This is a genomic window from Sphingomonas sp. KC8, assembly GCF_002151445.1.
GTDB lineage: Bacteria > Pseudomonadota > Alphaproteobacteria > Sphingomonadales > Sphingomonadaceae > Sphingomonas_E.
Window position 1 is genome coordinate 3,893,074 of sequence record NZ_CP016306.1, and the last position, 25,260, is coordinate 3,918,333.

The 25,260-nt window shown below is 62.1% G+C and carries 23 protein-coding genes, 1 tRNA gene and 1 pseudogene; 9 read left to right on the forward strand and 16 right to left on the reverse strand.

From position 1 onward, the window contains the following. Window positions 1-54 precede the first annotated feature (54 nt). Window positions 55-441: a lipocalin-like domain-containing protein gene (locus KC8_RS18610; RefSeq protein WP_157663942.1), complete on the forward strand. Its 387-nt coding sequence runs from the start codon at window positions 55-57 to the stop codon at window positions 439-441. A gap of 3 nt (window positions 442-444) precedes the next feature. Here the strand turns inward: KC8_RS18610 and KC8_RS18615 are convergent. Beyond that, window positions 445-1,616, reverse strand: a protein-coding gene (locus KC8_RS18615) for an IS3 family transposase (protein WP_157663893.1) whose coding sequence is annotated in 2 segments (ribosomal slippage) — window positions 445-1,352 and window positions 1,352-1,616 — 1,173 coding nt in all. Because the reading frame shifts where the segments join, the coding sequence is not laid out codon by codon here. Between the two features lie 36 nt (window positions 1,617-1,652). On the opposite strand from KC8_RS18615, the gene KC8_RS18620 reads away from it, so the two are divergent. After that, on the forward strand, window positions 1,653-2,105 hold the full coding sequence (locus KC8_RS18620; RefSeq protein ID WP_086495628.1) for a lipocalin-like domain-containing protein: 453 nt from the start codon (window positions 1,653-1,655) through the stop codon (window positions 2,103-2,105). Between the two features lie 13 nt (window positions 2,106-2,118). Here the strand turns inward: KC8_RS18620 and KC8_RS18625 are convergent, their stop codons facing one another. The 4 genes from KC8_RS18625 to KC8_RS18640 form a co-directional block, all read right to left on the reverse strand. Next, window positions 2,119-2,862: a UTRA domain-containing protein gene (locus tag KC8_RS18625; protein WP_010127388.1), complete on the reverse strand. Its 744-nt coding sequence runs from the start codon at window positions 2,860-2,862 to the stop codon at window positions 2,119-2,121. 199 nt (window positions 2,863-3,061) lie between these two features. Continuing rightward, a complete protein-coding gene (locus KC8_RS18630) occupies window positions 3,062-5,731 on the reverse strand; it encodes a M14 family metallopeptidase (protein WP_010127389.1) in 2,670 nt (889 codons plus the stop codon). Window positions 5,732-5,787: 56 nt separating this feature from the next. Beyond that, on the reverse strand, window positions 5,788-8,097 hold the full coding sequence (locus KC8_RS18635; RefSeq protein ID WP_083831306.1) for a TonB-dependent receptor: 2,310 nt from the start codon (window positions 8,095-8,097) through the stop codon (window positions 5,788-5,790). Window positions 8,098-8,427: 330 nt separating this feature from the next. After that, a complete protein-coding gene (locus KC8_RS18640; RefSeq protein WP_198360954.1) occupies window positions 8,428-9,489 on the reverse strand; it encodes a helix-turn-helix transcriptional regulator in 1,062 nt (353 codons plus the stop codon). 141 nt (window positions 9,490-9,630) lie between these two features. On the opposite strand from KC8_RS18640, the gene KC8_RS18645 reads away from it, so the two are divergent. Then, window positions 9,631-10,866 (forward strand): DegT/DnrJ/EryC1/StrS family aminotransferase, encoded by a 1,236-nt coding sequence (locus tag KC8_RS18645; protein WP_198360955.1) that lies wholly within the window; start codon window positions 9,631-9,633, stop codon window positions 10,864-10,866. A 43-nt stretch (window positions 10,867-10,909) separates the two neighbouring features. On the opposite strand, the gene KC8_RS18650 is transcribed toward KC8_RS18645, so the two are convergent. The 5 genes from KC8_RS18650 to KC8_RS18670 form a co-directional block, all read right to left on the reverse strand. Next, entirely contained in the window at window positions 10,910-11,542 is a 633-nt protein-coding gene (locus KC8_RS18650; RefSeq protein WP_010127451.1) for a molybdenum ABC transporter ATP-binding protein, read from the reverse strand. Beyond that, window positions 11,532-12,233 carry a molybdate ABC transporter permease subunit gene (modB, locus tag KC8_RS18655; protein ID WP_037497110.1) on the reverse strand — a complete coding sequence of 234 codons (702 nt, stop codon included), beginning with the start codon at window positions 12,231-12,233 and terminating at the stop codon, window positions 11,532-11,534. Before modB ends, KC8_RS18650 begins: the two co-directional genes overlap by 11 nt. A gap of 2 nt (window positions 12,234-12,235) precedes the next feature. Next, window positions 12,236-13,009, reverse strand: coding sequence for a molybdate ABC transporter substrate-binding protein (gene modA / locus KC8_RS18660; protein WP_010127447.1), 774 nt, complete (start codon window positions 13,007-13,009; stop codon window positions 12,236-12,238). Window positions 13,010-13,079: 70 nt separating this feature from the next. Beyond that, window positions 13,080-13,454, reverse strand: a complete 375-nt coding sequence (locus KC8_RS18665; RefSeq protein WP_010127446.1) for a winged helix-turn-helix domain-containing protein — start codon at window positions 13,452-13,454, stop codon at window positions 13,080-13,082. 143 nt (window positions 13,455-13,597) lie between these two features. After that, on the reverse strand, window positions 13,598-14,179 hold the full coding sequence (locus tag KC8_RS18670; protein WP_050805463.1) for a TetR/AcrR family transcriptional regulator: 582 nt from the start codon (window positions 14,177-14,179) through the stop codon (window positions 13,598-13,600). A 296-nt stretch (window positions 14,180-14,475) separates the two neighbouring features. Between KC8_RS18670 and KC8_RS18675 the strand changes: the two genes are divergently transcribed. Then, the gene (locus tag KC8_RS18675) at window positions 14,476-15,003 is read left to right on the forward strand and encodes a nuclear transport factor 2 family protein (protein ID WP_010127444.1); all 528 of its coding nucleotides are present in this window, start codon (window positions 14,476-14,478) and stop codon (window positions 15,001-15,003) included. 61 nt (window positions 15,004-15,064) lie between these two features. After that, window positions 15,065-15,547, forward strand: coding sequence for a hypothetical protein (locus tag KC8_RS18680; RefSeq protein ID WP_010127443.1), 483 nt, complete (start codon window positions 15,065-15,067; stop codon window positions 15,545-15,547). A 54-nt stretch (window positions 15,548-15,601) separates the two neighbouring features. Here KC8_RS18680 and KC8_RS18685 read toward each other — a convergent pair whose 3' ends face one another. The 5 genes from KC8_RS18685 to KC8_RS18710 all read right to left on the reverse strand — a co-directional run bounded on the left by KC8_RS18685 (window position 15,602) and on the right by KC8_RS18710 (window position 20,998). Beyond that, the gene (locus KC8_RS18685) at window positions 15,602-16,147 is read right to left on the reverse strand and encodes a GNAT family N-acetyltransferase (RefSeq protein WP_010127442.1); all 546 of its coding nucleotides are present in this window, start codon (window positions 16,145-16,147) and stop codon (window positions 15,602-15,604) included. A gap of 527 nt (window positions 16,148-16,674) precedes the next feature. Further along, window positions 16,675-17,442 (reverse strand): LytR/AlgR family response regulator transcription factor, encoded by a 768-nt coding sequence (locus KC8_RS18695; RefSeq protein WP_010127440.1) that lies wholly within the window; start codon window positions 17,440-17,442, stop codon window positions 16,675-16,677. Window positions 17,443-17,517: 75 nt separating this feature from the next. Then, window positions 17,518-18,609, reverse strand: coding sequence for a sensor histidine kinase (locus KC8_RS18700; protein ID WP_232455575.1), 1,092 nt, complete (start codon window positions 18,607-18,609; stop codon window positions 17,518-17,520). A gap of 435 nt (window positions 18,610-19,044) precedes the next feature. Beyond that, entirely contained in the window at window positions 19,045-20,442 is a 1,398-nt protein-coding gene (locus KC8_RS18705; protein WP_010127438.1) for a DEAD/DEAH box helicase, read from the reverse strand. A gap of 109 nt (window positions 20,443-20,551) precedes the next feature. After that, the gene (locus KC8_RS18710) at window positions 20,552-20,998 is read right to left on the reverse strand and encodes a hypothetical protein (RefSeq protein WP_037497103.1); all 447 of its coding nucleotides are present in this window, start codon (window positions 20,996-20,998) and stop codon (window positions 20,552-20,554) included. A 107-nt stretch (window positions 20,999-21,105) separates the two neighbouring features. Here KC8_RS18710 and KC8_RS18715 point away from each other — a divergent pair. Both KC8_RS18715 and KC8_RS18720 read left to right on the forward strand, forming a co-directional pair. Beyond that, a pseudogene (locus KC8_RS18715) lies at window positions 21,106-22,538 on the forward strand (FAD-binding oxidoreductase). 133 nt (window positions 22,539-22,671) lie between these two features. Continuing rightward, the gene (locus KC8_RS18720; RefSeq protein ID WP_010127434.1) at window positions 22,672-23,448 is read left to right on the forward strand and encodes a SapC family protein; all 777 of its coding nucleotides are present in this window, start codon (window positions 22,672-22,674) and stop codon (window positions 23,446-23,448) included. A 228-nt stretch (window positions 23,449-23,676) separates the two neighbouring features. Here KC8_RS18720 and KC8_RS18725 read toward each other — a convergent pair whose 3' ends face one another. After that, window positions 23,677-24,561: an N-formylglutamate amidohydrolase gene (locus tag KC8_RS18725; protein WP_029624804.1), complete on the reverse strand. Its 885-nt coding sequence runs from the start codon at window positions 24,559-24,561 to the stop codon at window positions 23,677-23,679. Between the two features lie 140 nt (window positions 24,562-24,701). Here KC8_RS18725 and cpdR point away from each other — a divergent pair, with 140 nt between their 5' ends. Both cpdR and KC8_RS18735 read left to right on the forward strand, forming a co-directional pair. Next, complete coding sequence (gene cpdR / locus KC8_RS18730) at window positions 24,702-25,076, forward strand: cell cycle two-component system response regulator CpdR (protein ID WP_029624803.1); 375 nt, start codon at window positions 24,702-24,704, stop codon at window positions 25,074-25,076. A 70-nt stretch (window positions 25,077-25,146) separates the two neighbouring features. Continuing rightward, window positions 25,147-25,221 (forward strand) — tRNA-Val (locus KC8_RS18735). Window positions 25,222-25,260 lie beyond the last annotated feature (39 nt).

The window sequence follows — 25,260 nt, forward strand, 5'->3', positions numbered from 1 at the left end:
TCCAGGCGATCCGCGCTGATTTTTTCTTTCTTCTCGATCGGACTTGCGCACCCAATGGCAGCATCATCAGCCCCCGCCACGGCGGCCACCCAACCTTCGGAACCCCGCCTGATCGGGACCTGGTATCTGGTGTCCTACGAACTGCAAAATGGTGACGGCGGAACGCTCCATCCGTTGGGGCGGCATCCGCAAGGGCAGATCATGTACGACAAGGCCGGCAACATGTCGTGCCATCTGCTCAACCCCGACCCGCCGGCCCGACCGACCGATGCAAGCAATGGCGCGGCATATGAAGCACGCATATCTTACGATCGCTATTCCAGTTACTACGGGCCTTATGAGGTCGATCTCGCCACCCGGACGGTCCACCATCATGTCGTGGGTTCGTTGATGCCCGGTTGGGCAGGGACTGATCGGCCCCCACCGAGTGGTCCGGTTTGATTGTTAGTGCATTGTTGCTTCCGCCGCCATTGCTGACGGTAGGTGGAGCGAAGCGGAACCGGACGGCGGCAATGGCGGTGTCGCACTTTCCGGGGCCGGCGGCCGATAGCCGAGGCTGCTGTGCGGGCGAACGGTGTTGTAATGCCGCCGCCAGGCCTCGATCAGCACCTTGGCCTCGGCGAGGCTGTAGAAGATCTCGCCGTTGAGCAGTTCGTCGCGGAGCGACCCATTGAAGCTTTCGTTATAACCATTCTCCCACGGTGAACCGGGCGCGATATACAAGGTCTTCACGCCGATCTGGGCGAGCCATGTCTGCACGGCAGTGGCGATAAACTCGGCGCCATTGTCCGACCGGATATGAGCCGGTGGTCCCCGCGCGATGAACAGGTCAGCGAGAGCCGCCAGCACATCTTCATGCTTGAGCTGGCGTGCCACGATAAGCGCGAGGCACTCCCGGCTGGCCTCGTCGATAATGGTGAGGATCCGGAACTTGCGCCCGTCATGCGTACGGCCCTCGACGAAGTCGTAGGCCCAGACATGCCCTGGATATTCCGGCCTGAGCCGGATACACGAGCCGTCGTTCAGCCATAACCGGCCCCGCTTTGGCTGGCGCTGTGGCACCTTCAACCCCTCCTTGCGCCAAATCCGCTCAACGCGTTTGCGGTTCACCGTCCAGCCGGCATCGCGCAGCAATGCGGTCACCCGGCGATAGCCGTAGCGGCCGTATTGCTTGGCCAGTGCGATAATGTCCTCGGTGAGCCGCACCTCATCATCCGCCCCGCGCGGCACCTTGCGATGCGTCGACCGATGTTGCCCGAGCACCCGGCATATACGCCGCTCGGACACTGGCAACTCCCGCCGCAACTGATCGATACAGCGTCGCCGCCGCGCGGGGCTCAGAAGTTTCCCCGAGCGGCCTCCTGAAGGATCAGCTTGTCCAGCGTCAGGTCCGAGATCGCCCGGCGAAGCCGCAGATTCTCCTTCTCCAGATCCTTCATCCGCCGCGCCTGGTCGGTCTTCAGACCGCCATATTCCTTGCGCCAGCGGTAGTAGGTTTGCTCGGTGACCGCGATGCGCCGGCAGGCTTCGGCCGTCGTTCCACCCTGCGCCAGCACGATCTCAACTTCACGCAGCTTGCCGATGATCTCTTCCGGCTTGTGCTTCTTGCTCGGCATTCGTCGTCCCTTTCGTGATCCAGACTATCATAGTCGATGGACCACTCAGACGGAGGCAGATCACCTTCGGAACCCCGCCTGATCGGGACCTGGTATCTGGTGTCCTACGAACTGCAAAATGGTGACGGCGGAACGCTCCATCCGTTGGGGCGGCATCCGCAAGGGCAGATCATGTACGACAAGGCCGGCAACATGTCGTGCCATCTGCTCAACCCCGACCCGCCGGCCCGACCGACCGATGCAAGCAATGGCGCGGCATATGAAGCACGCATATCTTACGATCGCTATTCCAGTTACTACGGGCCTTATGAGGTCGATCTCGCCACCCGGACGGTCCACCATCATGTCGTGGGTTCGTTGATGCCCGGTTGGGCAGGGACCACCGTGATCCGCAACTATGTGTTCGATGGCGATGATGCTTTGACGCTTTCCGCCGCAATCGGTGCGGGTGGGCAGCAGGCGGTCCTGAAATGGCGGCGCGCCAAATAACCGCCTGTGAAAATCAGCCCATCGATGCTTCCGAGATGAAACGGGCCGTCAGGTCAAAGCAATCCGCCGGGAAGGTCTGCCGGACGTGCGTGATGGATCGGCCCGCCCGCCAGGTATTGCGTTCGAGGATGAGGCAGGCCGTCTGAGGCTCCACATTCAGGACGGATGCAAGCTCGCAGGCTTGCGCAGCCAGGATCTTGTGTTCGGCTTCGGTCCACGGAACATGAGCTAGAAGCCAGCTTCCGGGTGGTATCCGAGAAAAATCGACATCGGATGCTTCCGGCACGGCATCCAGGCTGATCAGGCGGTCTTCGACGGCAAAAACCCGCTGATCCGCAATGTGAAGGCAGCGCAGCGACAGGACGTCCACGCCGCGCGGCAGGCGCATCTGCTGTTCGTCGATCGATGAACCGGGAACGATTTCTCGGGTGACGAGCGTCAGCTGATAGCGAAAACCGCGCTTGACGATTTCTTCTTGTATGTCGGGGATTGCGAGCGCCGCCATATGAATGCGCGGTTGCGCGACGACCGAACCGGCGCCGCGCTGCCGTCCGATCAGGCCCGTGGCGGCGAGTGCCGACAGCGCCTTGTTCACGGTCATGCGCGAGCATTCATATTGGCGCATCAGTTCATGTTCGAACGGAATGCGATCGCCTGGTTTCAGCACGCCGGCCATGATCTGTGTTTCGATGTCCCGCCGGATGCGGCGATGGAGCGGCGTCTGTTCCTTGGCGTGGGCGTTACGCGGTGTCAGCACGGGTAAAGTGTCTCCACGGCTGGGCCGTAAGCGATATGGCCCGCAAGGGCGTTGTGCGACATGAGTTCTGGCATGCCGCCAAAGTAAAAGCCATGTCGGCTTGCACGATGTATCTGGCGCCCGGAAAGAATGGTCCCCCTTTCATGCAGATACCCCGCCCGGCATTGGCCGGACGGGGTATCATTCTGGCTATAGGCGATCAGTGATGTGCCGGGGTGGAGGCATCATCCTTTTGTTTATACAGCAGATTATAAAGGAACTTATATGTCCCGTGCGATTGGGCGCGCCATTGCGGCTTGAAACCGTAAAGGTAGATTTTGCCCTTGCCGTAGGCAACTTCCATCGCCGCTGCCTTACCCTGGATCTTTTCCGGATACAGCAGGACCCCGCTTTGTAGCGGATTCTTGTCCGGTGCGTAGGAAGCGAGGATCTGGCCGTTGAAGCCGGGCTTGGGTTCAAACGCCGGGCCGCGCTCGAACATCACCACCGGGTTTGCAGGCAACCCCGCCGTTGCGACCGAGGCGCCATTGAGGCCGATTTCGAGAAGGGCGCCCGAACAGAAGAACTCCGTGCTTTTCGCATTCTTGAGGATGTTGGTGACCGGAAGGTCGAACAGATCGATCACCGCATCCGACGCATTGTTAAGCGCGATCAGCGTTCCGCCGTCGGCAACGAAGGCCTTGAGCGCCGCCGCGCCGTCATCGCCGATGCCGCCAGCATAGGACGCCGGCACATCGGTGCTGCTCAATCCGTCAAGCAAGGTGCCGATCGGGCCGGGGCGGCGCGTCGACGTCTTTTCGCCGGCGGCGGCTTTCTTGCGCTGTTCTTCGGCGATCTTCTCGGCACTCGGCCCGTTAATGTCCGGCAGGATGATCGTGTCGAACTTTGCTGACAGGCTGCCCGCCTTCATGTCGGCGTTGTAAATGCTGGCGGGGGCATAGTTGGACTGTTCGAGAAGCCAGCGGGTCCAGCCTTCGTCATACATATTCGCGCCCCACGGGCGATATAGGCCAACCTTGGCCGCCGCAATCCCGTTCACCGCCGGCGCGGCCGCCATGGCGGTCGCGTTGATCCGCTGCTTTTCCAGGATCGGCAGCAGGGCGGCGCGGCTGATACCTTCGACAATGATCGCACCGGTTTCGGCGCCCTTGTCGGTGGTGACGGCGCCTGTCGACAAGCCAATACGGCCGCCTTTAGACAGGATTTCGTTCACCGCGACGAAGCTGGCATTCACTTTGCGGCTCAACGCGAAGACATTGCCTTTCCCGACGATGCTGGATTTGGGCAATGCGGCACTGGCGATTTCGCCCAGCTGGCCCTTGATCCTGGCATCCAGCGGCGTTTTGATCGTGTCCACCCTGACGCCCATCTGCAACGGCAAGGTCCAGCCCGTCACGTCATAGGGCAGATCGACAGGCTTGCCCGAACCATCGAGGATGGCATCGGGATATTTCTGCTTTTCAAACAGTTCCACCGCCAGCCGGGCATAGGGTTGATCGGTAAGCAATACCCATGATCCAGCCGGGTAGGTGACGCCGCCCAGATTGATTGCCGTTCTGGCCTGATGAACCTTCAAGCCATGATCGATCATCTTCTGCGCGAGCAGCGCCGCTTCCGGCATGTCCGCCTGTCCCGACGAAATGACATAGGCGTAAGGCCCTTCGGCCGCATATTGGCTGATGGTGTCGCGGGCTGCCTGATATCGGTTGAAGAGCAGATCTTCGCGATATTTGGTCGCCGTGTCCAGCACCGACATGGAAGCGGTCATCATATAGTCGACCGAATCCTTCAGCCGCCACAGGCCGCCCTTCCACGGCGAAGGATACATGATCTGCGCCTTCAGATCGCGGAAGGCTTTGGGAAATTCCTCAACCTTGTACGTCTTGGGCGTGGCGCTGTCGTGCGACACTTCGGTGAAGAAGGAAATCGTGTTCCGGAACACATGGGTATAATCCAGAAAGCCCGGATACCAGTTGTCGAACTTGGCCTGCGCGATCGCGCCCGGCTTCTGTTCTTTTTCAAAACGCGTCATCATGTTGGTGCCAATGGCGTTGGTCCAGATGCGCATGTTGGGGCTGATATTGCTCGAAACCGGATCCGCAAAGGGGGGCATCCAGATGCGGGCCGGGAACGGGGCGACCTGGTGGTGCGAATACCAGATGACCGGCGCGTAATCCTGCTGTGCCCGGGTGGCGACCTGGCTTTCCAGCATGTTCAGCATATAGCCGTCACGGTTGTTATCGTGGCCAACATATTCCTGATAAAGCCATGGCATGCGGCTCGTTTCATATGGCGTGCCAAGGTTCTTGCGATACCAGTCGACCACCATGTTCTGGCCATCGGGGTTCAGCGTCGGCCACAGCACGAGGATCACATTATCCAGGATCGCGGCGACTTCGGCGTCGTTCTTGGCTGAAAGCAGATGATGAGCCAGCGCGATCGGCAACTGGTGGTCGGCCACTTCGCTGGCATGCATGCCGCCATCGATATGGACGATGACCTTGGATTCATGTGCCAGCTTGCGTGCATCCGCGTCGGTCAGGTCGCGGGCTTCACCAAGCCTGCGCGAGACTTCCTTATAATGCTCGAATTTCTGCAGGTTTTCCGGCGAGGAGATGATGGCGTAGACCATCTCGCGGCCCTGTGTCGTCTTGCCCGCGTCGACCAGCTTGATGCGATTCGAACTGGCGGCCAGCTTCCTGAAATAGTTCAGCGATTCATCATAGTTGGCGAGATAATAGTCGGATGCCACGTCTTGGCCGAGCACGGATTTGGGCGAAGGCACCGTTTCCGCAAGAAGGGGCGCAGCCTGCAGCATGGTGGATGCAAGCGCGGCCGCGGCCAAAGAACGAACCAGATATGATTTCATGGGTGGGGTGCCCCTAAAGAACGGACGGCGGAGCTTTCGCCCCGCCGTCGCGTGTTTCAGAACTTGGTGCGCAGGTTGACACCGATGGTGCGCGGCGTTGCGCTCGTCACGCTGTAGGAATTGGGCGTCGAGCTTTGCGATGCGTGGTTGATCGCCACGGCATCGAACACATTGTTGAGGAAGACATAAGCCGCCCAGCGACCATCGGCTTCCTCGAGCCCGACGCGCATATTGGCCAGCTGATAGGGTTTCAGCTTGATCCGAAGCGCGTTGTCCGGCCGGAATTCCGAATAAGACGCACCGACATGGTTGATATCGGCGCGCGTCACCATTTTCAGCGATGGCGACACTTCCCAGCCATATTCCACGGTTGCGCCCGCCGTGAAGCGAGGGATGTAGGGCATACGGTTGCCCTTGCGCCCCGGTGCGGAAACCGTGTCGGAAATCTGATCCTCGGTCAGCTTGGCATCCAGATAGGTGCTGTTGAGATTGACCTGCATGCCATCGATCGGCCGGGCGTTGAGCTCCAGCTCCGCCCCACGAACACGGGCGGCACCCGCATTGGAGATGAAACTGAACGCATTGTTCAACGTGCGGCCGCTGACCTGCATGTTTTCCCAGTCGATCTGGAAAACCGCGACGTTGGCAAAGAGACGACGATTGAAGAAGGCCGTCTTGGCGCCGAGTTCATAATTCCACAGCTTGTCCGCTTCATAAGCGGTGAGGGCATCCGCCAGGCCGATCACCTGGTTCGCGCCGCCCGGGCGGAAGCCCTGCGATGCCTGTGCATAGATCATGAAATCCGGGCTGAACTGGTAATCGGCGTTGAACTTGAAGATCCAGCCGCTTTCCTTGCTCTGCACTGTCGTCGGCGGCTTCGCCGTGGCTCCGATCAGATCCCAGGGCATGTCGGTTTCGCCGACAATCGTCTTCTTGTAATGGAAGTATCGCGTGCCACCCGTCAGCGTCAGTTCCGGCGTAACCTTGTAGGATGCCTCGCCATAGCCGGCGATCTGCTTGAACTTGTCGTCGATCGATCGGCGATAGAATAATTGAAGCGGGCGAATGATTTCGCCGGTCGCAGGGTCAACCCGTGCATCCTGCCCGTTCACCTGGTTCGACCGGTTTTCCGAGAACACACCCACCGTCCAGCTCAGATTGCCGTCGCCGGTCGAATTGAGCCGCAGTTCGTGGGTCCAGTCCTTGGTCTTGCCCGGATAATGGATGACGGCCGGCGAAAGGCTGTCGACATAGGCGTAATAGGTGTCGAGCTGAGCCTGCGAACAGGCACCGCCACCGTTGACGAAGGCCGCGCAGCGGGCGGGGGTGAGGTAGGAATCGATATAATAGCTGTCGTCCGCGGCATATTCGGATTTGCGGTGCTGATAAGATGTGATGGCCGTCAGGGCGACCGGACCAGCATCCCACCGCGCGGTGATATTGTAGATCTGGCTGTCATCCTTGTAGGGCAGGATCGCCTGGGCTGCCGATTTGCGTTCGCCCACCAGCGGATTCCAGGAATAGGAAGATGCGTTGGTGCTTTCGATCAGCGCGCTGGCATCGATCGTCAGGTCCGCCGTCGGCGTGTAGCGCAGCAGAAACCGCCCGCCTTCCGCCGTATAATCGTTCACATCGTCGCGACCGAGAAAGCTGTTGTCGACATAGCCACTCGAATCGCGCCGGTAGACAACCAGCCGTGCCGCCAGGACATCGTTGGCAATCGGCACATTGACCATGCCATTGATGTTGTAGCTGAAACCGCCGCCCTTGGTGGTCGAAACCGTGGCTTCGGCCGCGCCTTCATATTCGAATTTGGGTTTGGCGAAGATGACGCGGACCGCGCCGCCCATCGAACTGGAACCGTAAAGCGTGCCCTGTGGGCCGCGCAACACTTCCACCCGTTCGATATCGAACAACGAAAAGTCGGGCGTCCGGCCAGCGGCATCGCTCGACACGCCGACCGAGCCTGCGACCGGCGTCTCGTCATAATAGGTGCCGACCGTTGGTTCACCCGATGCGCGGATGCCACGAAGGCTTAGCCGGCGCTGGCCCGGGCCGCTGTCCTGCACGCGCAGGCCCGGCACCATCTTGGCGTAATCGGTTACGTTGGTGACGCCCGCATTGGTGAGGTTCTGTCCGCTGATCGCCGTGATGGCGAGCGGCGTGTCCTGAACGGTCGATTCACGACGGAGTGCGGTGACCACGATCTCGTCGGAGCCGGCGCCGTTTGCGGATTGCGATGCAGGGACGGTCTGGGCGCTGGCAGAGGCAGCGGAGAGAGCAAGAAGCGACACGGCGAGGGCAAATTGTAAGCTTCCCCGCCCGGTCGCCCTGGACAGGCGACCAGCAAGATAAAATCCCGTCATTTTATTCCCCTTTGGATGTGCCCGGTAACAGCCGCATTTGGTTATGATTTCGGCCGTGCTGCGGGGCGTTAGTACAAACTCCTCATTCGCTCGCGCAAAATTTGTTCGCTCCTGCAATGAGCGAAGATAAACACATCTTAAATGTATATACAAGTAACCGGAGAAATATCGCGATATGCGCATATCATACTGATTTTAAAAAATAATTATAAAAATCCTGCGCAAGGGATGTGTCGCCGGATCATTCGTCGCGGTCCCTCATACGGGTGGACACACCGGCAGATTGCCTTGCCGTGCGGGGGTGCAGCATGGCCGGTTCGAATCGCGATGCTATTCGGATGCAGGCCCGGCGTTGCGATAGGCGGATGGGGAGATGCCCGTCCACGCCTTGAAGCCGCGGCTGAAGGTGGTGGCGTCGCTGAAACCAACGCGCTGGGCGATTTCGCTGAAGGACAGGCTGGCGTCGGCCAGCAGGTCGATCGCAAGGTCACGGCGGCAACGCTCTTTCAACTGCTGCATCGACGCGCCTTCGTTAGCCAGCCGGCGTTTCAACGTGGCACCGCTGATGCTGAACTGGCGGGCAAGGCTTTCCAGCGTGGGCAGGGGAACGCGTCGTATCAGCGCCCCGCCAAGCGCCGCGCGGACTCTTTTTGTCATCGACATCCGTTTTGACGGGACGCTTTCCAGATCGAACGGGAAGGTTTTGAGCAATTCCACCAATTCGGCGTAGCTCCGCACGACGGGGCGATCGAGATAGCGCGCCGGGAAATGGAGCAGATTGTCGGCTCGGCCATAAGCGATCGGATGCGGCATCAGCCGTGCGGCCACTTCTTCTTCGATCAGCAAGGGGTAACAGACCTCGACCGAAAGTGGCTCGATATCTTCGCCGATCAGCCAGCCGAACAGGCGATGATAGGTGGACAGCCCCGTCAGGTCGGTCAGGAAGGCGGCGGTATCGCGCTTGCGCCGGAAGGTGTGCATGCGGAAGGTCGCTTGCGGCCCGGCTGTCGAGATCGATAATTCCGCCGCGCGGCCATCCAGCATGGCGCAGAAGGCAGCCGCCCGCGTGATTGCGTCCGCCAGTGTCGCGCAATTGATCACGCAGTAGCACAGCATGTCGACTTCGCTTTTTGTCATCGGCGGGCGGCCCTGCCGACGGCTGTCATGTTCTTCCAGCGCGGCGACGCACTCGCGATAGATCAGGGTGAACTGGTCGGGCGAAAGCGGGGCTGCCCATGCCGAACGCAGCATTGCGTCCAGGCCGGACGGAAGCCCGGCATGGCGCAATATGGCATCGGCGTCACCGCCGACATCGCGCACCTTTTGAAGCAGTTCGCGCGCGACCTTCGACGATGGGCGCCGTGGTGTCGGCATGGAGATCGGCTTGGGCATGGGCTGCACCATTATGCAATGATTTTGATCCTGTCTGCCATTCTGAGAAATGATGTCCAGCGTAAACTTGGCGACAATGGGTGCGGGCCGGTTTTGCCTGCCTGCCCATGACAGCAATCATGGTTCGAGAAGGATGAAGACATGACGAGGATGCCCCCGCGCAAGATCCAATATGGCGGTGCGATGCTCGACGAAAAGGAAGTCGATGCCGTCGTCAACGTCATGCGCACCAGCATGAGCGTCGGCCAGCAGGTGCAGAGCTTCGAAAAGCGCTGCGCCGAGGTGATGGGTCACAAATATGGTGTGATGGTCAATTCCGGATCGTCGGCGCTGATGCTGGCCATGCGGATGCTGAACCTGCCTAAGGGGTCGGAAGTCATCACCCCGGTGCTCACCTTCTCCACCGACGTCGCGTCGATCGTGCATGCCGGCTACGTGCCCGCCTTTGTCGATGTCGTGCTCGATACCTATCAGATCGATATCGACAGGATCGAACGGATGATCACGCCGAAGACCAAGGCGATGCTTGTCCCCAATCTGGTCGGCGGCACGCCGGACTGGGATGCGTTGCGCGCGCTGGCGGACAAGCATGGGCTGAAGCTGGTCGAGGATAGTTGCGACACGCTCGGCGGCACACTGCGCGGCACCAAGACGGGCACCCGCGCCGATATTTCGGTGACGAGTTTTTCGATCTTCCACATCATCACCTGCCTTGGCAATGGCGGGCTGGTCGCGACCAATGACGAAGCGTTGTGGGATTGGGGCCTGATGGCCCGCGCCTGGGGCCGTTCGTCGGAGAAATATCTCCACGGCACCAAGCAGCAGGACAGCGATGGCCGCTTCCTCGAAGATCTCGATGGCATCCAATATGATGGCATGTTCATCTTCGAGGATGTCGCCTACGGCTTCATTCCGAACGAGGCGGGCGCCGCCTTCGGCCATGAACAGTTGAACAAGCTGCCGATGTTCTGGGAATTGCGCGACCGCAACTTCCAGAGCCACCGCCAGTTCCTCGACAAATATCCCGATATTTTCATCCCGGCGCGATTGCTGCCCGAGGTGGAAACGACCTGGATCTGCTATCCGGTTCAGCTTCGCCCGGAACTCGGCTGGAGCCGCCGCGAACTGCAGGTGCATCTGGAAGAGGCGGGCATTTTCACCCGCGTGATCTTCTCCGGCAACATCACGCGGCATCCGATGATGAAGGGCGTCGATTGCCGGATCGATCCGGATGGATATCCGGTCGCCGATCAGATCATGGAACAGGGGCTGATGCTGCCTTGCCATCCGACGATGACAGAGGAAGACAACGCCTATCTCTATCAGACGCTGGAGGATTTCATCGCCTTGCAGCGGGCAAAGATCGCCGCCGAATAAAGCCGGGTGGCGGTGGGCGTGTTTCGCGCCCACCGTTCATCTGTCAGGACGCGGCGCCGATGGATATCACCGTCGTGGCCAGCCGGTCCACTTCGCCCCGATCATGGCTGACATAGAGGATCGGCAGGTTCAGTTCATCGCGGATCCGTTCGATCACGCCCAAGATTTCTTCGCGGCGGGCGGCATCCAGCGATGATAGCGGTTCGTCCATCAGCAGAAAGCGTGGTGCGCAGAGCAGGGCGCGGCCGATGGCGACACGCTGGGCTTCGCCGCCGGATAATGTGCGCGGCCACCGATCGAGGAGGTGGCCGATGCCGAGAAAGGCGACGACGTCATCCAGCCCGATCCAGCGGTGCGCGGGTTCGGCCAGCCGTTCGCCATAAACGAGATTGGCCCGCACGCGTTTGTGGGGGAAAAGGCGTCCGTCCTGAAACACGTAGCCCGCGCGTCTCCGTTCCGGCGGAAGATCGATTCCGGCTTCGCTGTCGAAGAGCACCGCCCCATCGACCGCGATCCGGCCTGCATCAGGGCGCAGCAGCCCCGCCACCATGTTCAGCACGCTTGTCTTGCCGGCGCCGGACGGGCCGAACAATGCCGTCAGGCCAGTGTTCGAGCGCAGTGACATCCGGATAATGGTGTCGCCCAGCCGGCGCGTGGCATCGATTTCAAAGGACATGGCTGCCTTGGCCTGCGCCGGATCGACGGGCGAGGGCTTCGGACGCGATGAGTGCGCCGAGCGAGAGGATCACCGAGATGATAGCGAGGCGCGTCACCGTATCTTCCGCGCCGGGCACCTGCAGCGCGGTGTAGATGGCGATCGGCAATGTCCGGGTCTCTCCCGGAATGTTCGACACGAAGGTGATCGTCGCCCCGAATTCGCCCACGGACCGCGCGAATCCCAGCACGGCTGCCGCGAGAATGCCGGGCAGGGACAGCGGCACCGTGATTGTGAAGAAGGTATGCGCGGCGCTCGCGCCCAGCGTCCGCGCGGCGCCTTCTAGCCTGCGATCGACCGCTTCGATCGACAATCTGATGGCGCGCACCATCAGCGGCAGGGCCATGATGGCGGCCGCCAGCGCCGCACCGGTCCAGCGGAACATGAACGTGATGCCCAGCCATTGTTCGAAGAAGCGGCCGGCAGGGCCATTGTTGCCAAAGGCCAGCAGCAGCAGCCATCCGGTAACGACGGGCGGCAATACCAGCGGCAGGTGAACCACGCCGTCGATCAGAAACTTGCCGGGAAAAAGCCCCCGCGCGAGTAGCCAGGCCAGCGCGAAGGCCACGGGCAGTGTCAGAAACACCGCCACCGCGCTCACCTTGAGCGAGAGATGGATAATGTCCCAATCGTCAGGCGTGAGTAAAGGCACGGTTATCTGGCAACGAAGCCATGGTGCACGAAGATCGCCTTGCCCTGACCCGAAAGCAGAAAACGGCGGAATCTATCCGTTTCCGGGCTGGTCGCGGTTCTCAATATGGCCATCGGATAGGTGATGGGCGGATGGCTGCTCGCCGGAAAGGCACCGACGATCGTGACGGCTTTGGATGCGCGCGCGTCCGTCTCATAGACGATGCCGAGCGGCGCCTCGCCCCGTTCGACCAGGGCCAGCGCCGCCCGGACGTTTTCCGCGCGCGCGACCCGCGCTTCGATAGACGCCCAGACGCCAAGTCGGGTTAGCGCGGCCTTTCCATATTTGCCGGCGGGCACTGCGTCCGGATCGGCCATCGCAAGTCTCCCGCTGTTGCCCAGCGCCTTGGCGATCGGGAAACCGGTGCGAATGGCAAGCTTTGCCGGTTTGCCGACGGGCGCGATCAGGACGAGGCGGTTGGCGAGGAAAGACACCCGCGTTTCCGGTTTGATGAGGCCTTTTTTGGCGACATCGTCCATCCACGGTTCGTCGGCCGAAATGAAGAGATCGGCGCGCGCCCCCGAACCGATTTGCCGGGCAAGCGCCGACGAGGCAGCAAAGGATAGCACCGGTCTGGCGTGGCCCTTGGCGGTCCAGGTGTCGACCGCCGCGTTCAGAGCTTCCTGAAGGCTTGCGGCGGCCAGGACAAGCGGCGGCTTCACTTGCGCGATGGCGGGGGATAGCGTCACGCCGAACAGGGCAATCGCCAGCAGCAATCGACCGATCAGTCTGGTCATGAAGCCCTCCCGGAAGCGTTATGCTTGGGCATATACAGCGTTGATCGCCCGATGCCAGCCCAAGCCTTGTTCATTGGGCAGGTTTTGGGGTTTCGCGCATGGCGGCATTGAGCGCCTGCAAGGGCGCGCTGTCCGCAATCTCGGCAACACGCTGTTCGAGCGCCCGATAGTGCACAAGAATGTCCTGGCCCAACCCGGTCAGGCGGGCGCCGCCGCCACGCGCGCCGCCGGCTGCCGTTTCCACCAACGGTTCCTTCCAGCAGCGGTTCATGGTGTCGACCAGCAGCCAGGTCCGTCTGTAACTCATGCCAAGTGCGCGTCCGGCGGCCGATATCGAACCTTCGCGGGCGATTGCGTCCAGCAGATCGGCCTTGCCCGGCCCCATCGCGGTTTCCTGCCCGCAGAACATCTGCGCTTTCAGCCGCAACGGCCCGATCCTGATCATCGACTATCTTTCCGTCGCGACATTCCTGGATTCCACCGCGATCGTCAACCGATCGCGCATGGCCAAGCCTCCTGCAACCATTATGGTCCCGGTTTTGGCAGCACAAGTTGCCAATGTGGCCGGCCGCCGGGTCGATCCGCGAGTCAAGGGCTCGGGATTTGTGCCGGCAGCAGCCCATGCAGGATGACATCGACAATGCGTGACGCTTCCTGCCTGGCTGAAAGCGTCTGGTGCGAATCCGATCTGACCGATGTCATCACGACCAGCGCACTGACCATATCCAGCAGGATTCCGGCGGTTTCTTCGCGTGATGCTTTCAGGCTGTCGAACTCGCGATGGCGGGCGAGGTGCTCGATAAGCAGGCGTTTGGACTGAAGTTCCGTCGTACTGTGGAATGCCGCGAAGATTTCGGGAAAATTATTGGCTTCGGTCAGGAACAAGCGGAATATCCCAACGAACATCGGTTCGGTGGACGCCGTGATGATGTTGGCGAGCTGTTCTTTCAGGCCCTCTTCGGCGGTGCATGCCGTGATCCGATCGTCGATCGCAACGAGCCGGTTTTCGAGAATATGCTCGATCACCATCTTGAGAAGGTTCGCCTTGCTCCCGAACCGGGCGTAGATTGTCGGCTTGCCAACCCCTGCGGCGGCCGCGATCCGGTCGATCGATGCGCCGGCATAGCCATCGCGGATGAAGATTTCCGCTGCTGTATCAAGCAATTGCACGATTTTGCGTGCTGCGTCCTCGCGACGCGGCCGGCCATTTCGCCGTGGTGGCATTGTTGCGCTAATACCCGTCATCGCCGCCGGGATAGCGGATTATCCCCATCATTCAACTCACCGAAACATGGCCGGAAAGGCCTGTTGACAGCCAGCGCTTCAGCTCATTAGTAAAACATTACGGTAAAGTTAAGTTAAGTTAAGGCGCGCCTTCGATGCCGCCAATCCCGGTTCGCGCGCGGGGCTGGCGTTGACGGTAAGGATCAGGGTTGAGTTTCATCAAGCACGGGGGAACGCAGACCATGAACGATGACAAGCTGGCGTCCATTGAAGCCCGACTTGCCGATGCCGAAGCGCGGCTGGCGATCATCGATCTTGAAGCGGAATATGCCCGAAGTTGGGATGCCGGCGATGGGGCGGGCTGGGCCGCGGTGTTCGCCGCCGATGGTGTTTTCGACATGGCCGAGGTTGGCGGTCAGGCCCGGCGCATCATCACGGGGACTGACGAACTCGCGGCTTTTTGTCGGGAAGTGGATTCCTTCTATAAAGGGCTGCATTTTATGCACCTGCCTCGGCTGAAACTGGCCGGGGATACGGCCTGCAGTCGCATCCATTTCCAGTGGATCGGGCTGTTCAACCCAAATAGCCGTTACAGTGGGCAGCGCCACGCTGCGGGCTATTATGACGTCACCTATCGGCGCCTGAACGGCCAGTGGCGCATGCAGCATCGGCTGGAAAAGGCGATCACCGGGCAGACGACGGACAGTTACGACGTCTATATCGATGGTGATTTCGGGCCGCACATGGCCCCATCGGTACTGGCGAGATAGTCGGCTGGCCCGGCGGCCACGAACCGTTGGCGCGGGCCGATCCAGCGCCTATGTCATCGCGATGTTTCATCGCCATGCACCAGACGATCAGGGCCGGCCGCTGACCGACGCAGAACGGGCGCTGGCGATGGGGGTATTCGGCAACGCTATCGATCTTCAGGCGGTGCGCTTGTGCCAGCGGAAATGGTGGCCCTTCCAACCCCGCAATGTCACCATGGCGCCCAGAGGCCATATTCACTTCCACCCGGACGGATCCAGTTATTGCGCATGCTTCGGTATGGCCCCGCTTGGGCGGCAGGGGCATCTGATCCACGAACTGGTACATGTATGGCAGCATCAGCAAGGCGTGAACCTGCTGCTTAGGCGACACCCCTTCTGCCGTTATGACTATGCGATCAAACCGGGCTGGACGCTTGAACGCTATGGTATCGAGCAGCAGGCCGAAATCGTGCGACACGCCTTCATGCTCAGACATGGCGTCGCCATTCCCGGCGCTCCGCCGCTCGCGACGCTCGAATCCATCCTGCCGTTCAAGCCCGCATAAGTCGTCGTCATGTCCTGGCGGGCGGCATTCGGCCCCGCCGTCCGTCCGGTCGCACTAGGCGAGGGCTGTGGCGTCGATAGCGCCTGTCGGCAGCGTTTTGATCAGCACGGTGAATTGCAGCGGCGGTTCCACCAGCACCGGGAAGGGGCGTGTTTCGCCACTGTCGCTATAGCCGCGCCGTTCATAGTAACGGATCAGTTCGGTTCGGCTGTCGATGACGGTCATCTCCATCCGTTCGGCCTTGAACATGCGCACGGCCTGCGCCTCGGCTGCCGCCACAAGCTGTTTGCCCAGGCCGCCGGCCTGTCGATCGGGATCGATGCACAGCAGGCCCAGATAGGCGGTGCCACGGCCACGATCGGAAATCTGCACGCAACCGACGATCACGCCGTCCAGTTCCGCAACCAGCAATTGTTCGCCCTCGTTGCCCAGGATCGCGGCGAGCGTCGCGATGTCGGTCCGCTGATCGTCGAGCAGGTCGGCCTCATGCGTCCACCCGCGGCGTGCGCTGTCGCCGCGATAGGCCCGTTCGATCACGGGGTGCAGCGACGGTAGATCCGCATGGACGGCGGGGCGGACAAGAAACGGCGTATCAGGCATGCGCCTTGTGTAGCGGATGACCGGATCGCTTCAAGCCGGCGATGTCGCTCGCAGAGACCCGCAAGGAAGCCGCCCCGCTTGTGCGGAGCGGCTTCCTCCTTCGGGTCAGCGGGAAGGCGGTGGCATCATGCTCCGTGCTTCGCATCTACCGGAATGGCCCGACCACATTGGGGGCGTCGGGCCTGATCTTGATAGAGGCAGGGAATCGGCTGCGCTGTGATGCGCCGCACAGGCGTGAGGGAAAGGGGCACCGTGCCCGCATCTTCGTCGCGACGTGCGCGGCGCTGGTCGCACGCCGGCATGCCGGTCGCGCGGTGCGCCAGGGCAGTCGCGGGACACGCGATCGCGCGAGGGCTGATCCGCATGGAAGGCTCATGCACGCTCCCCCGTCGGAGCCGATCTTGCCGAAAGGATTGATGATGAGCCTGACCCGCACCGTCGCGACCTGGTTTGCCGCCTTGTTCACCACCGGCCTGTTCGTCACCGCTGCCACGTCATTCGCGCGCGTCCTGTAACGATAGGCGCTGTCAGGATCCGAACCCAAGGGCGCTGTCCACCGCGCTCGAATAGCTGGGGCCGACCTGAACTTCGGCGCCATCGGCCAGGATCAGCGCGATCGAACGGTTGGCCCGGCGCACTTCGGTCACGCGTTCGGGCCGCACGAAGGCGGAACGGTGGACACGGATCAGGCCGCTGCCGGCAAGCTTTTCTTCCAGCGCGCTCATGGTCGTGCGTAACATGTAGCTGCGCATTTCGGTGTGCAGCAGCACATAATCGCGGGCGGCTTCGATCCAGTTGATCGTGTCCAGCGGCACGCGGCGCTGGCCATGCCGTTCCGGCACCCAGAACGCTGCTTCGTCGCGCGCCTCGGCGGCATGGCTGCGCAAATATTGTACCTGTTCTTCCAGTTCGCCCGCGCGGGCGGCCTGCTCGCGCTGTGAACGCCGCCGTCTTGCGCGCTCAACCGCCTGGCGCAGCCGATCGAAACGGATCGGCTTCAACACATAATCGGCGGCATCGACGTCGAATGCGTCGGGGGCATAATGTTCATGCGCCGTGACGAAAATGATCTCGGGGCGCGGATCGATCGTGATGTCGGCGGCGGTGCGCAGGCCATTGCGTCCTGGCATCTGGATGTCGAGGATCACCAGATCGGGGCGCAGATCGGCGATCGCGATCAGGGCATCTTCGCCTGTCATCGCCTGGCCGACGACTTCGGCCCCGTCGACATTCGCGAACAGCGCCTTCAGGCGGTCAAGCGCAAGCGCTTCATCATCGACCAGCAGCACGCGCATGCGTTATCCCATCCCCCGATTTTTCCGCCCGCCAAATTGTCCCATAGCGGAGGGCGCAATGACAAGCGTCGTGGCTTATTCCCGTGCAGTTCCCGGCCGCTTTGCTTCGATCGGCAGGATGATGCGTGCCTGAAATCCGGTGCCGATGGCCCGTGCATCCAGGCTCGCCCGGCTACCATATAGCGCCTCCAGCCGGCGGCGGACATTATGGAGGCCGACGCCCGTACCCGTGGTCTTTATCGATGGGAGGCCGGTGCCGCCATCGTTGGTGATGTTCAGGCACAGATAGCCGTCGTCGACATTGGCATCGATCCGGATCGTGACCGGCTGGGCGGATCGGGCCACGCCATATTTGACCGCATTCTCCACCAGCGGCTGGATCAGCAGTCCGGGCACATGGATGCCGCGGGCCTCGGGCGCACAGCCAATCTCAACGCGCAGCCGCTCGCCAAAACGCACGGCCTCGATCGCCAGATAGTCTGCCGTCAGATCCAGTTCTTCCTCAAGCGGGACAAGTTCGGTCGGATTGCAGGCTACGGAAGCGCGCAGGAAACTGGATAGCTTGTCGGTCATCTCCTCCGCATCTTCGTTGCGGCGGGTGACGATCAGCGCGGATATCGCGTTCAGCGTGTTGAACAGGAAATGCGGGTTCAGTTGCAACCGCAGCGCTTCCAGTTCGGCCTGCTGGGCTGCTGCCTGTGCCGCGGCAAGCTGGCGTTCGCGGGTCAGCGACCGGCGTCGCGAAAAGGACAATTGGAACAAGGCGACATTGACGCTGAACACGCAGACATAGTTCAGCAGCGATGCGGATGCGCGGGACAGGTCGATCGGCACGTCGCGCCAGTCGGCGCTCAGATGTTCGGCGATCCAGGCGGTTACGATCAGATCGAACGTGGTGTGGGCCAGTGCCACACCCAATGTCGCCGCCACCAGCAATATGGCGCGCGGCATGGCCGGCCACTCGGTCGTTCCCCGGAAAAGCGCGAACAGGGCAAAGCCCAGCCCGATCGACAGCAGAACCGTTGAACTGTCGAGCGCGACGCCCGCCCAATCGTCTTCATGGCGCGACAGGATGGCGGGCAGGAAGATCAGCAGCATGAACAGCCACAACGCCACGGTAAGCGGCACGGCATCCATCCAGCGCGCGTCGGACTTCGCAGCGGGCATGAAAGTGGCGATCCCCCGGTGAGTGCTCGGAACGATGTGCCTCAGAATCGCCGGTTCGTCACGCAATAGCGGGTACATGCGGCCGTAATCGCCGGCGGCGTTCCCGGGCGCCATCCCGGTGGGACGAAAATGCACCCTTGCGCGACGAATATGTCCGCCGGCCATGTGTATCCATGGCTGTCGCATGCCGGGTCATGTCGGACGCAACTTCAGCGCCTTGCCTGCCATATCGGGCAGAATAAGGCGGCATGGGCGGTGCACCGGATGGGATCCCTTTAACCGCGACGCCTATTTGATCGCGCGTCTCAACGGTCCGGCGCATTATGCGCCGCGCCAGGTCGGGCGTCTTCGATCAGCCAGGTCAGCGGGGGGAAGGGCCTGCCGGGAAGCGATGGCGTCCCGGCAGGCTCATCATTCTTCGAACGGGTGTCCGCGTCAGTCCTTTTGGGGGCGCGTGCCGAAGCCGAAATCGAGGAAGTTGGGGATCGGGCCATTCCAGCCCTGATCGGGGCCGTCATCCGCCGGGCCGCGATCACGCCGCTGGGTATCACGCACCGGCGCTTCGTTGCGGGCAGGGCGTACGGGCGAGGCGTTGGCCCTCGGTGCCGGCGCGTCCTTGGCCGGGGTCGACTTGGCAGCAGCCGGCTTGGCCGGGGCCTTGGCGGCTCGCTTGGCGCGCGGTGCTTCGGGAGCTTTTTCTTCGGTGGCCGGTGCCGACGCGGCGGTGCCGATACGCGGGATTTTCTGTTGCGTCAGCTTCTCGATATTCTCGACGGCTTCGGCGTCCTCGGGCGTAACCAGCGTATAGGCCTTGCCAGTGGCGCCCGCGCGGCCGGTGCGGCCGATGCGGTGGACATAATCATCCGGGTGCCACGGCACGTCGAAGTTGAAGACGTGGCTGACGCCCTTCACATCCAGCCCACGCGCGGCGACGTCCGACGCGACGAGGATGTTGATCTCGCCCGATTTGAAGCGGTCGAGTTCACGCACCCGTTCCGACTGTTCCATGTCACCATGGATCTGGGTGGCGCGGAAACCATTGCCCTTCAGGGCGGTGGAGAGGTCGCGCACCGTTGTCTTGCGGTTGCTGAAGATGATCGCGGTGTGCATGTCTTCCGCGCGCAACAGATCGCGCAGCACATCGCGCTTGCCGCGTGACGAGCATTCGACAAGGAACTGCTCGATCGATGCATTGGCGGCGCCGACGCGGGCGACTTCGATCTGCTTGGGGTTCGTGAGGAAGCGATCCGCCAGCTTCTTGATCGGCGCGGGCATCGTTGCGGAAAACAGCAGCGTCTGCCGCTGTGCGGGCAGCTTGGTGCAAATTTCCTCGATGTCGGGGATGAAGCCCATGTCGAGCATCCGGTCCGCTTCGTCGATGACGAGCAGGCTGCACCCGGTGAGCAGGATCTTGCCCCGCTGGAACAGGTCCATCAACCGGCCCGGCGTCGCGATCAGCACGTCGACACCCTTTTCGAGCGCGGCAATCTGATCGCCCATGTTCGTGCCGCCAATCAGCAGCGCCATCGATAGCTTGTGATATTTGCCGTATTTCTCGAAATTCTCGGCCACCTGGGCCGCGAGTTCGCGGGTCGGCTCAAGGATCAGCGATCGCGGCATCCGCGCACGGCTGCGGCCATGGGCAAGGATATCGATCATCGGCAGCACGAAGCTGGCCGTCTTGCCGGTGCCCGTTTGGGCGATGCCGATAAGATCCTTCATCATCAGTACGGGCGGGATCGCCTGTTCCTGAATCGGGGTTGGCTCGCTGTAGCCGGAATCAGCGATAGCGCGCAGAAGTTCGTCAGAAAGGCCGAGATCGGCGAAAGTCATAAGCGACCTGGAAAACTGGCGGCGCGCGAAACGGCGTCGCACCTGCCGGGCGATTGGGCGGAAGGACGCCGTTTGTCAAGCGAAACGGGCGATTCGGCGCACTTTGTGGCTATTTCTTCTTCCGCTGAATGGGGGTCAGCGTGCGGAAACGGTGAATCTGGCATTCGCCGCCGGATCGCGCATGGATGCTGTCGCGGCCGGCGCAGATGCGTCGATCGGCCGTCGGACGGATGTAGAAGTTGCGATAATAATCGATCGCGGGGCAGTCATCCTCGAACTCGACGCGCACCCGGTTGCCGTCGCGCAGGATGATGTCGATACTGTCGCTTTCCACCACGGTCGCGCCGGCGACAACATTCGTCGGCAGGCATTTCGGGCCTTTGCTCTCTTTCCATTCGATGGGGGCGGCCGGGGTTGGCTGGCTGCGTGTGGGCACGCGCACGATAACGCTCTGGCGGATGTTGAGCTGGGCCATTTCGATCCGCTCCACCGAAAAAGTCACGGTTGCGCCGCCGCCTGAAAGCAGCAGTCCGGCCAGAAAACCCGTACTGATCATGGAATCGCCCACATAATGTCTGTCACCGATTCCCCGAGACGCTTGAACAAGACCTTAATTGCACATGCCGGTTCCGTTGGGCGAGCGGGCGGCTATAACAATGCGTCATGGCTGCGTCTCTACCCGATCCGGACCTTCTTGCCCGTCTTGCAGCACGCCTTGGGCCGCGGGGGTTTACGGTTGATCCCGTCGATATCGATCCATGGACGGTTGATTGGCGCGGCCGGGTACGGGGCAGGGCGGTGGCGCTGCTGTCGCCAGCGGATGCGGCCGAAACGGCCGATGCTGTCGGATTGTGTGCGGCGGCCGGCGTGGCGCTGGTGCCGCAGGGGGGCAATACATCGATGGTGGCGGGCGCCACGCCACCGGCGGATGCGTCGGCGCTGATCCTGTCGACTCGGCGAATGCGCACGATTCGTTCGGTGTCCCCGGATGATGGGGTGGCGGTGGCGGATGCCGGCGTGGTGCTGGCCGATCTTCATGCCGCGGCGGCGCACGCGGGCCTGCGTTTTCCCTTGTCGCTGGGGGCGAAAGGATCGGCCACCATCGGCGGACTGATCTCCACCAATGCCGGCGGCACCCAGGTGCTGCGCTTCGGGCCGATGCGTGCGCTGGTGCTGGGGATCGAGGCGGTGTTGCCGGATGGATCGCGTTTCGATGGCTTGACGGCGCTGCGCAAGGACAATCGTGGCTATGATCTGCGCCAGTTGCTCACCGGCGCCGAAGGAACGCTTGGGGTAATCACCGCCGCAAGCCTGCGGCTCGTGCCGGCGATCGGCGCGCGCACGGTGGCATGGGCGGGGCTTTCCTCGCCCGATGCCGCGCTGGATCTGCTTCGTCGGCTGGAAACGGCGACGGGGGGGCGGTGGAAAGTTTCGAACTTGTGCCCGATGATGCGCTGATGCTCGTGCTGGAGCACATCCCCGGAACGCGCCCGCCGCTTACGGGGGCGCACCGCTGGCATGCGCTGATCGAGGCGACGGCGCCGATCGGTGCGCCGGACCCGGCCGAAGCGCTGGGCCGCGTCATGGCGGCGGCGATTGCCGCCAACATCGTGGAGGACGCGACGATCGCCGCGAACGAGGCGCAGGCCGATGCCCTGTGGCGTCTGCGCGAAGGCATTTCCGAAGCCGAACGGATCGATGGGGTTGCCGCCAAGCATGATGTGTCGGTGCCCGTGTCGGCGATGCCCGAATTCATCCGTTCCGCCCGTATCGACGTGGAACAGGCCTTTCCCGGCGTACGGGTGATCGCATTCGGCCATCTTGGCGACGGCAATGTCCATTTCAATGTCCGTGCGCCCGCCGGGGCTGATGGCGTGGCCTGGCTCGCCGGTCCGGGCGCTGCGGCCAGCCGCATGGTTCACGATCTCGCGACGGCGGCTGGCGGCTCGATTTCGGCCGAACATGGCATCGGGCAGACCAAGCTGGCCGAATATGCGCGGCTGGCTGGTCCCGTCCGTCTGGCGGCGCAGCGCGCGATCAAGGCGGCGCTCGATCCCCGTGGAATCATGAACCCCGGCAAACTGATTCCGCGTTAGCCTGTCTCAACTTCAATCTGTTGGATTGCAGGCCACCCAATCTTGCCTCGCGTCCAACAGGGCCATAGACGGACTGCTGGAGAGGCCGCGAATCCTTTGCGGGCTCTGATAACAGGTTCGGGAGATACCCTTCATGGCGAGCGCACCGCCGAGCGGCCTGCCGCTTTTCTACAATGAACTTCAGCCGCTTTCGAGCAGCGTCCATGGCGATTACATCATGCGCCGCCAGGAATCCGCGCCGTTTCTGGCGAAGGCCCATGCCGTGCCGTTGACGGTCGAAGAATTTGGCCTTGCCCAGCGCCATTTCCCGATCGTCTTCTCGGCGGGCCCGAATCCAGTGCCGCTGGCGCTGATGGGCCTCAACGAAGGCGTCAACATGTATGTCGACGACGAAGGCAAGCTGACCAGCGACGTCTATGTCCCGGCCTATGTTCGCCGCTATCCCTTCATGCTCGCCAAGCTCCAGCAGAACAGCGATGAACTGTCGCTGTGCTTCGATCCGACCGCGGATGTCGTCGGTCAGGGCGGCGAGGGCGACGCGCTCTTCGCCGATGGCCAGCCGTCCGACGCGACGAAGGCGATCCTGGGCTTTTGCGAACAGTTCGAACAGGCGGGCCAGCGTACGGCGGCCTTCATGAAGGAACTGGGCGATCTCAAGCTGCTGATCGACGGCGAAGTCGCGATCCAGCCGGAAGGTGCGGCGCAGCCCTTCATCTATCGCGGTTTCCAGATGATCTCCGAAGATAAGCTGCGCGAACTGCGCGGCGATCAGGCACGCAAGCTGATCCAGTCGGGGTTGCTCGCACTGGTCTATGCGCACCTCTTCTCGCTGTCGCTGATCCGGGATCTGTTTGCGCGGCAGATGCAGGCGGGCAGGGTGCCGGTCCAGCAGCCTGAACTGCAGGCCTGAACCGTGCGCGTGGCGGGGACGTTGAAGCGTTCCCGTCGCACCGCGAAAAACTTGTATAACCATATTGAAATCGGGGGTGCCGGGGCATATCTTCCGGCTAGTGCGCGGGCGTGTCCCCCTTTCACGACTGCGCATGAACGCATCTACGGATGCGTTTCCTCCCTGAACCTTGGCCACCTCGTGCCGCAATGCACGAGGTGGTTTTTTATTGGGCGGTTCTGATCTGGTTTATTCCGCCGCGCGACGAAGCGGCGCGGATAATTCTTCCGCCATCGCTGACACCATATTGCCGATCAGGGTGCGGATGCGCGGCAGGCCTTCTCCGGGATCGCGCAATCCCGGCGCCAGATAAAGCGATCGGTCGACTTCGACTTGAATGGCGAAAATGCCGTGCTTGCGTCTGGCTTGGCGGTCCAGCGTGTGGCCGCCGGCATAAGGGCTATTGCGCGCGCAGACCAAACCTGCGGCTTCCACCAGCGATGTCAGGCGATCCATCAGCAAGGCCGGGGCCGTCGCGCCATAACGGTCGCCCAGCACGATGTGGGGCGGGCGGGCGGCGCTATGGGGCGGTAGCGGTGGCATCGAATGGCAATCGATCAGCAGCGCGGTGCCGAAACGGGCCTGGGCCTCGTCCAGGGCGGTCGCGATGGCGCTATGCCAGGGGCGGTGGTGTTCGTTGACCCGTATGGCGAGTTCTTCCGCACTCAGCCGTCGATTCCAGATTTCTCCGACATCGGCCAGCCGGCGCGGTATCAGGCCCAGCCCGCCGCGCATCTTCGCGCTGGCGATCAGGCTGTGGGTGCGGGGCGGGGGATCGATCATGCCCGGATCGATTTCGCGCTCGTCCCGGTTGAGGTCGATCCAGGATCGCGCGCGCCTTGCCAGAAATGCGGTCGCGCCGGCGGCCACGGCGTCGTCGACAAGCAGATCGGCATGGCGATCCTCCAGCGATTCCAGTCGCTCAAGCGGCGCCCGCGCCATCGCCAAAAGCGTTGGTGGATAGTCGCGGCCAGCATGCGGAACCGCCAGCACGACGGGCAGCGTGGGACGGGCCGGACCATGGCGCACGAAGCTGGGCGGCTGATCTGTAGGGAAGGGCGGGGCAGCGGCCATCTGTTTTAACCTAGTGCAGGCAGCCCGCGCGGCGCAATCTTCGTGTCCGGTTGTGATTGGCCGTACTGGAAAATTTTAACGGCTGGGCGCATAAACAGCCGGGGCACCGCCGGCACAACGGCTGGGCGATGGGGACCGTGATGATTCGAATATTGCTGGCTGAAGATGACGATTCGATGCGCGAATATCTTGCGCGCGCGCTCGAACGGTCCGGCTATGCGGTTATGGCGGTCGATCGCGGTACGGCGGCGTTGCCGTTGCTGGATGCGCATACATTCGATCTCCTGCTCACCGATATCGTCATGCCGGAAATGGATGGTATCGAACTCGCGCAGCGCGCCGCCGTGATCGCACCGGCCATGCGGGTGATGTTCATCACCGGCTTTGCCGCGGTCGCGCTAAAGGGCGGGGCGGCGCTGCCCAATGCCAAGGTTTTATCAAAGCCCTTCCACCTGCGTGATCTGGTGATGGAAGTGGATCGCATGTTCGAAGTCGGCAGCGCGACGGGAATTTGACGCGAATGCGAGAAAATTCGCTGGGGTGGGTTGCACAGCTACCAACCCTTCGCTAGTTGGGCGCCACGGCGGGCGTGTAGCTCAGTGGTAGAGCACTGTGTTGACATCGCAGGGGTCGCAAGTTCAATCCTTGCCACGCCCACCACTTAAAAACCCCGTCAATCCAATGGGTTGACGGGGTTTT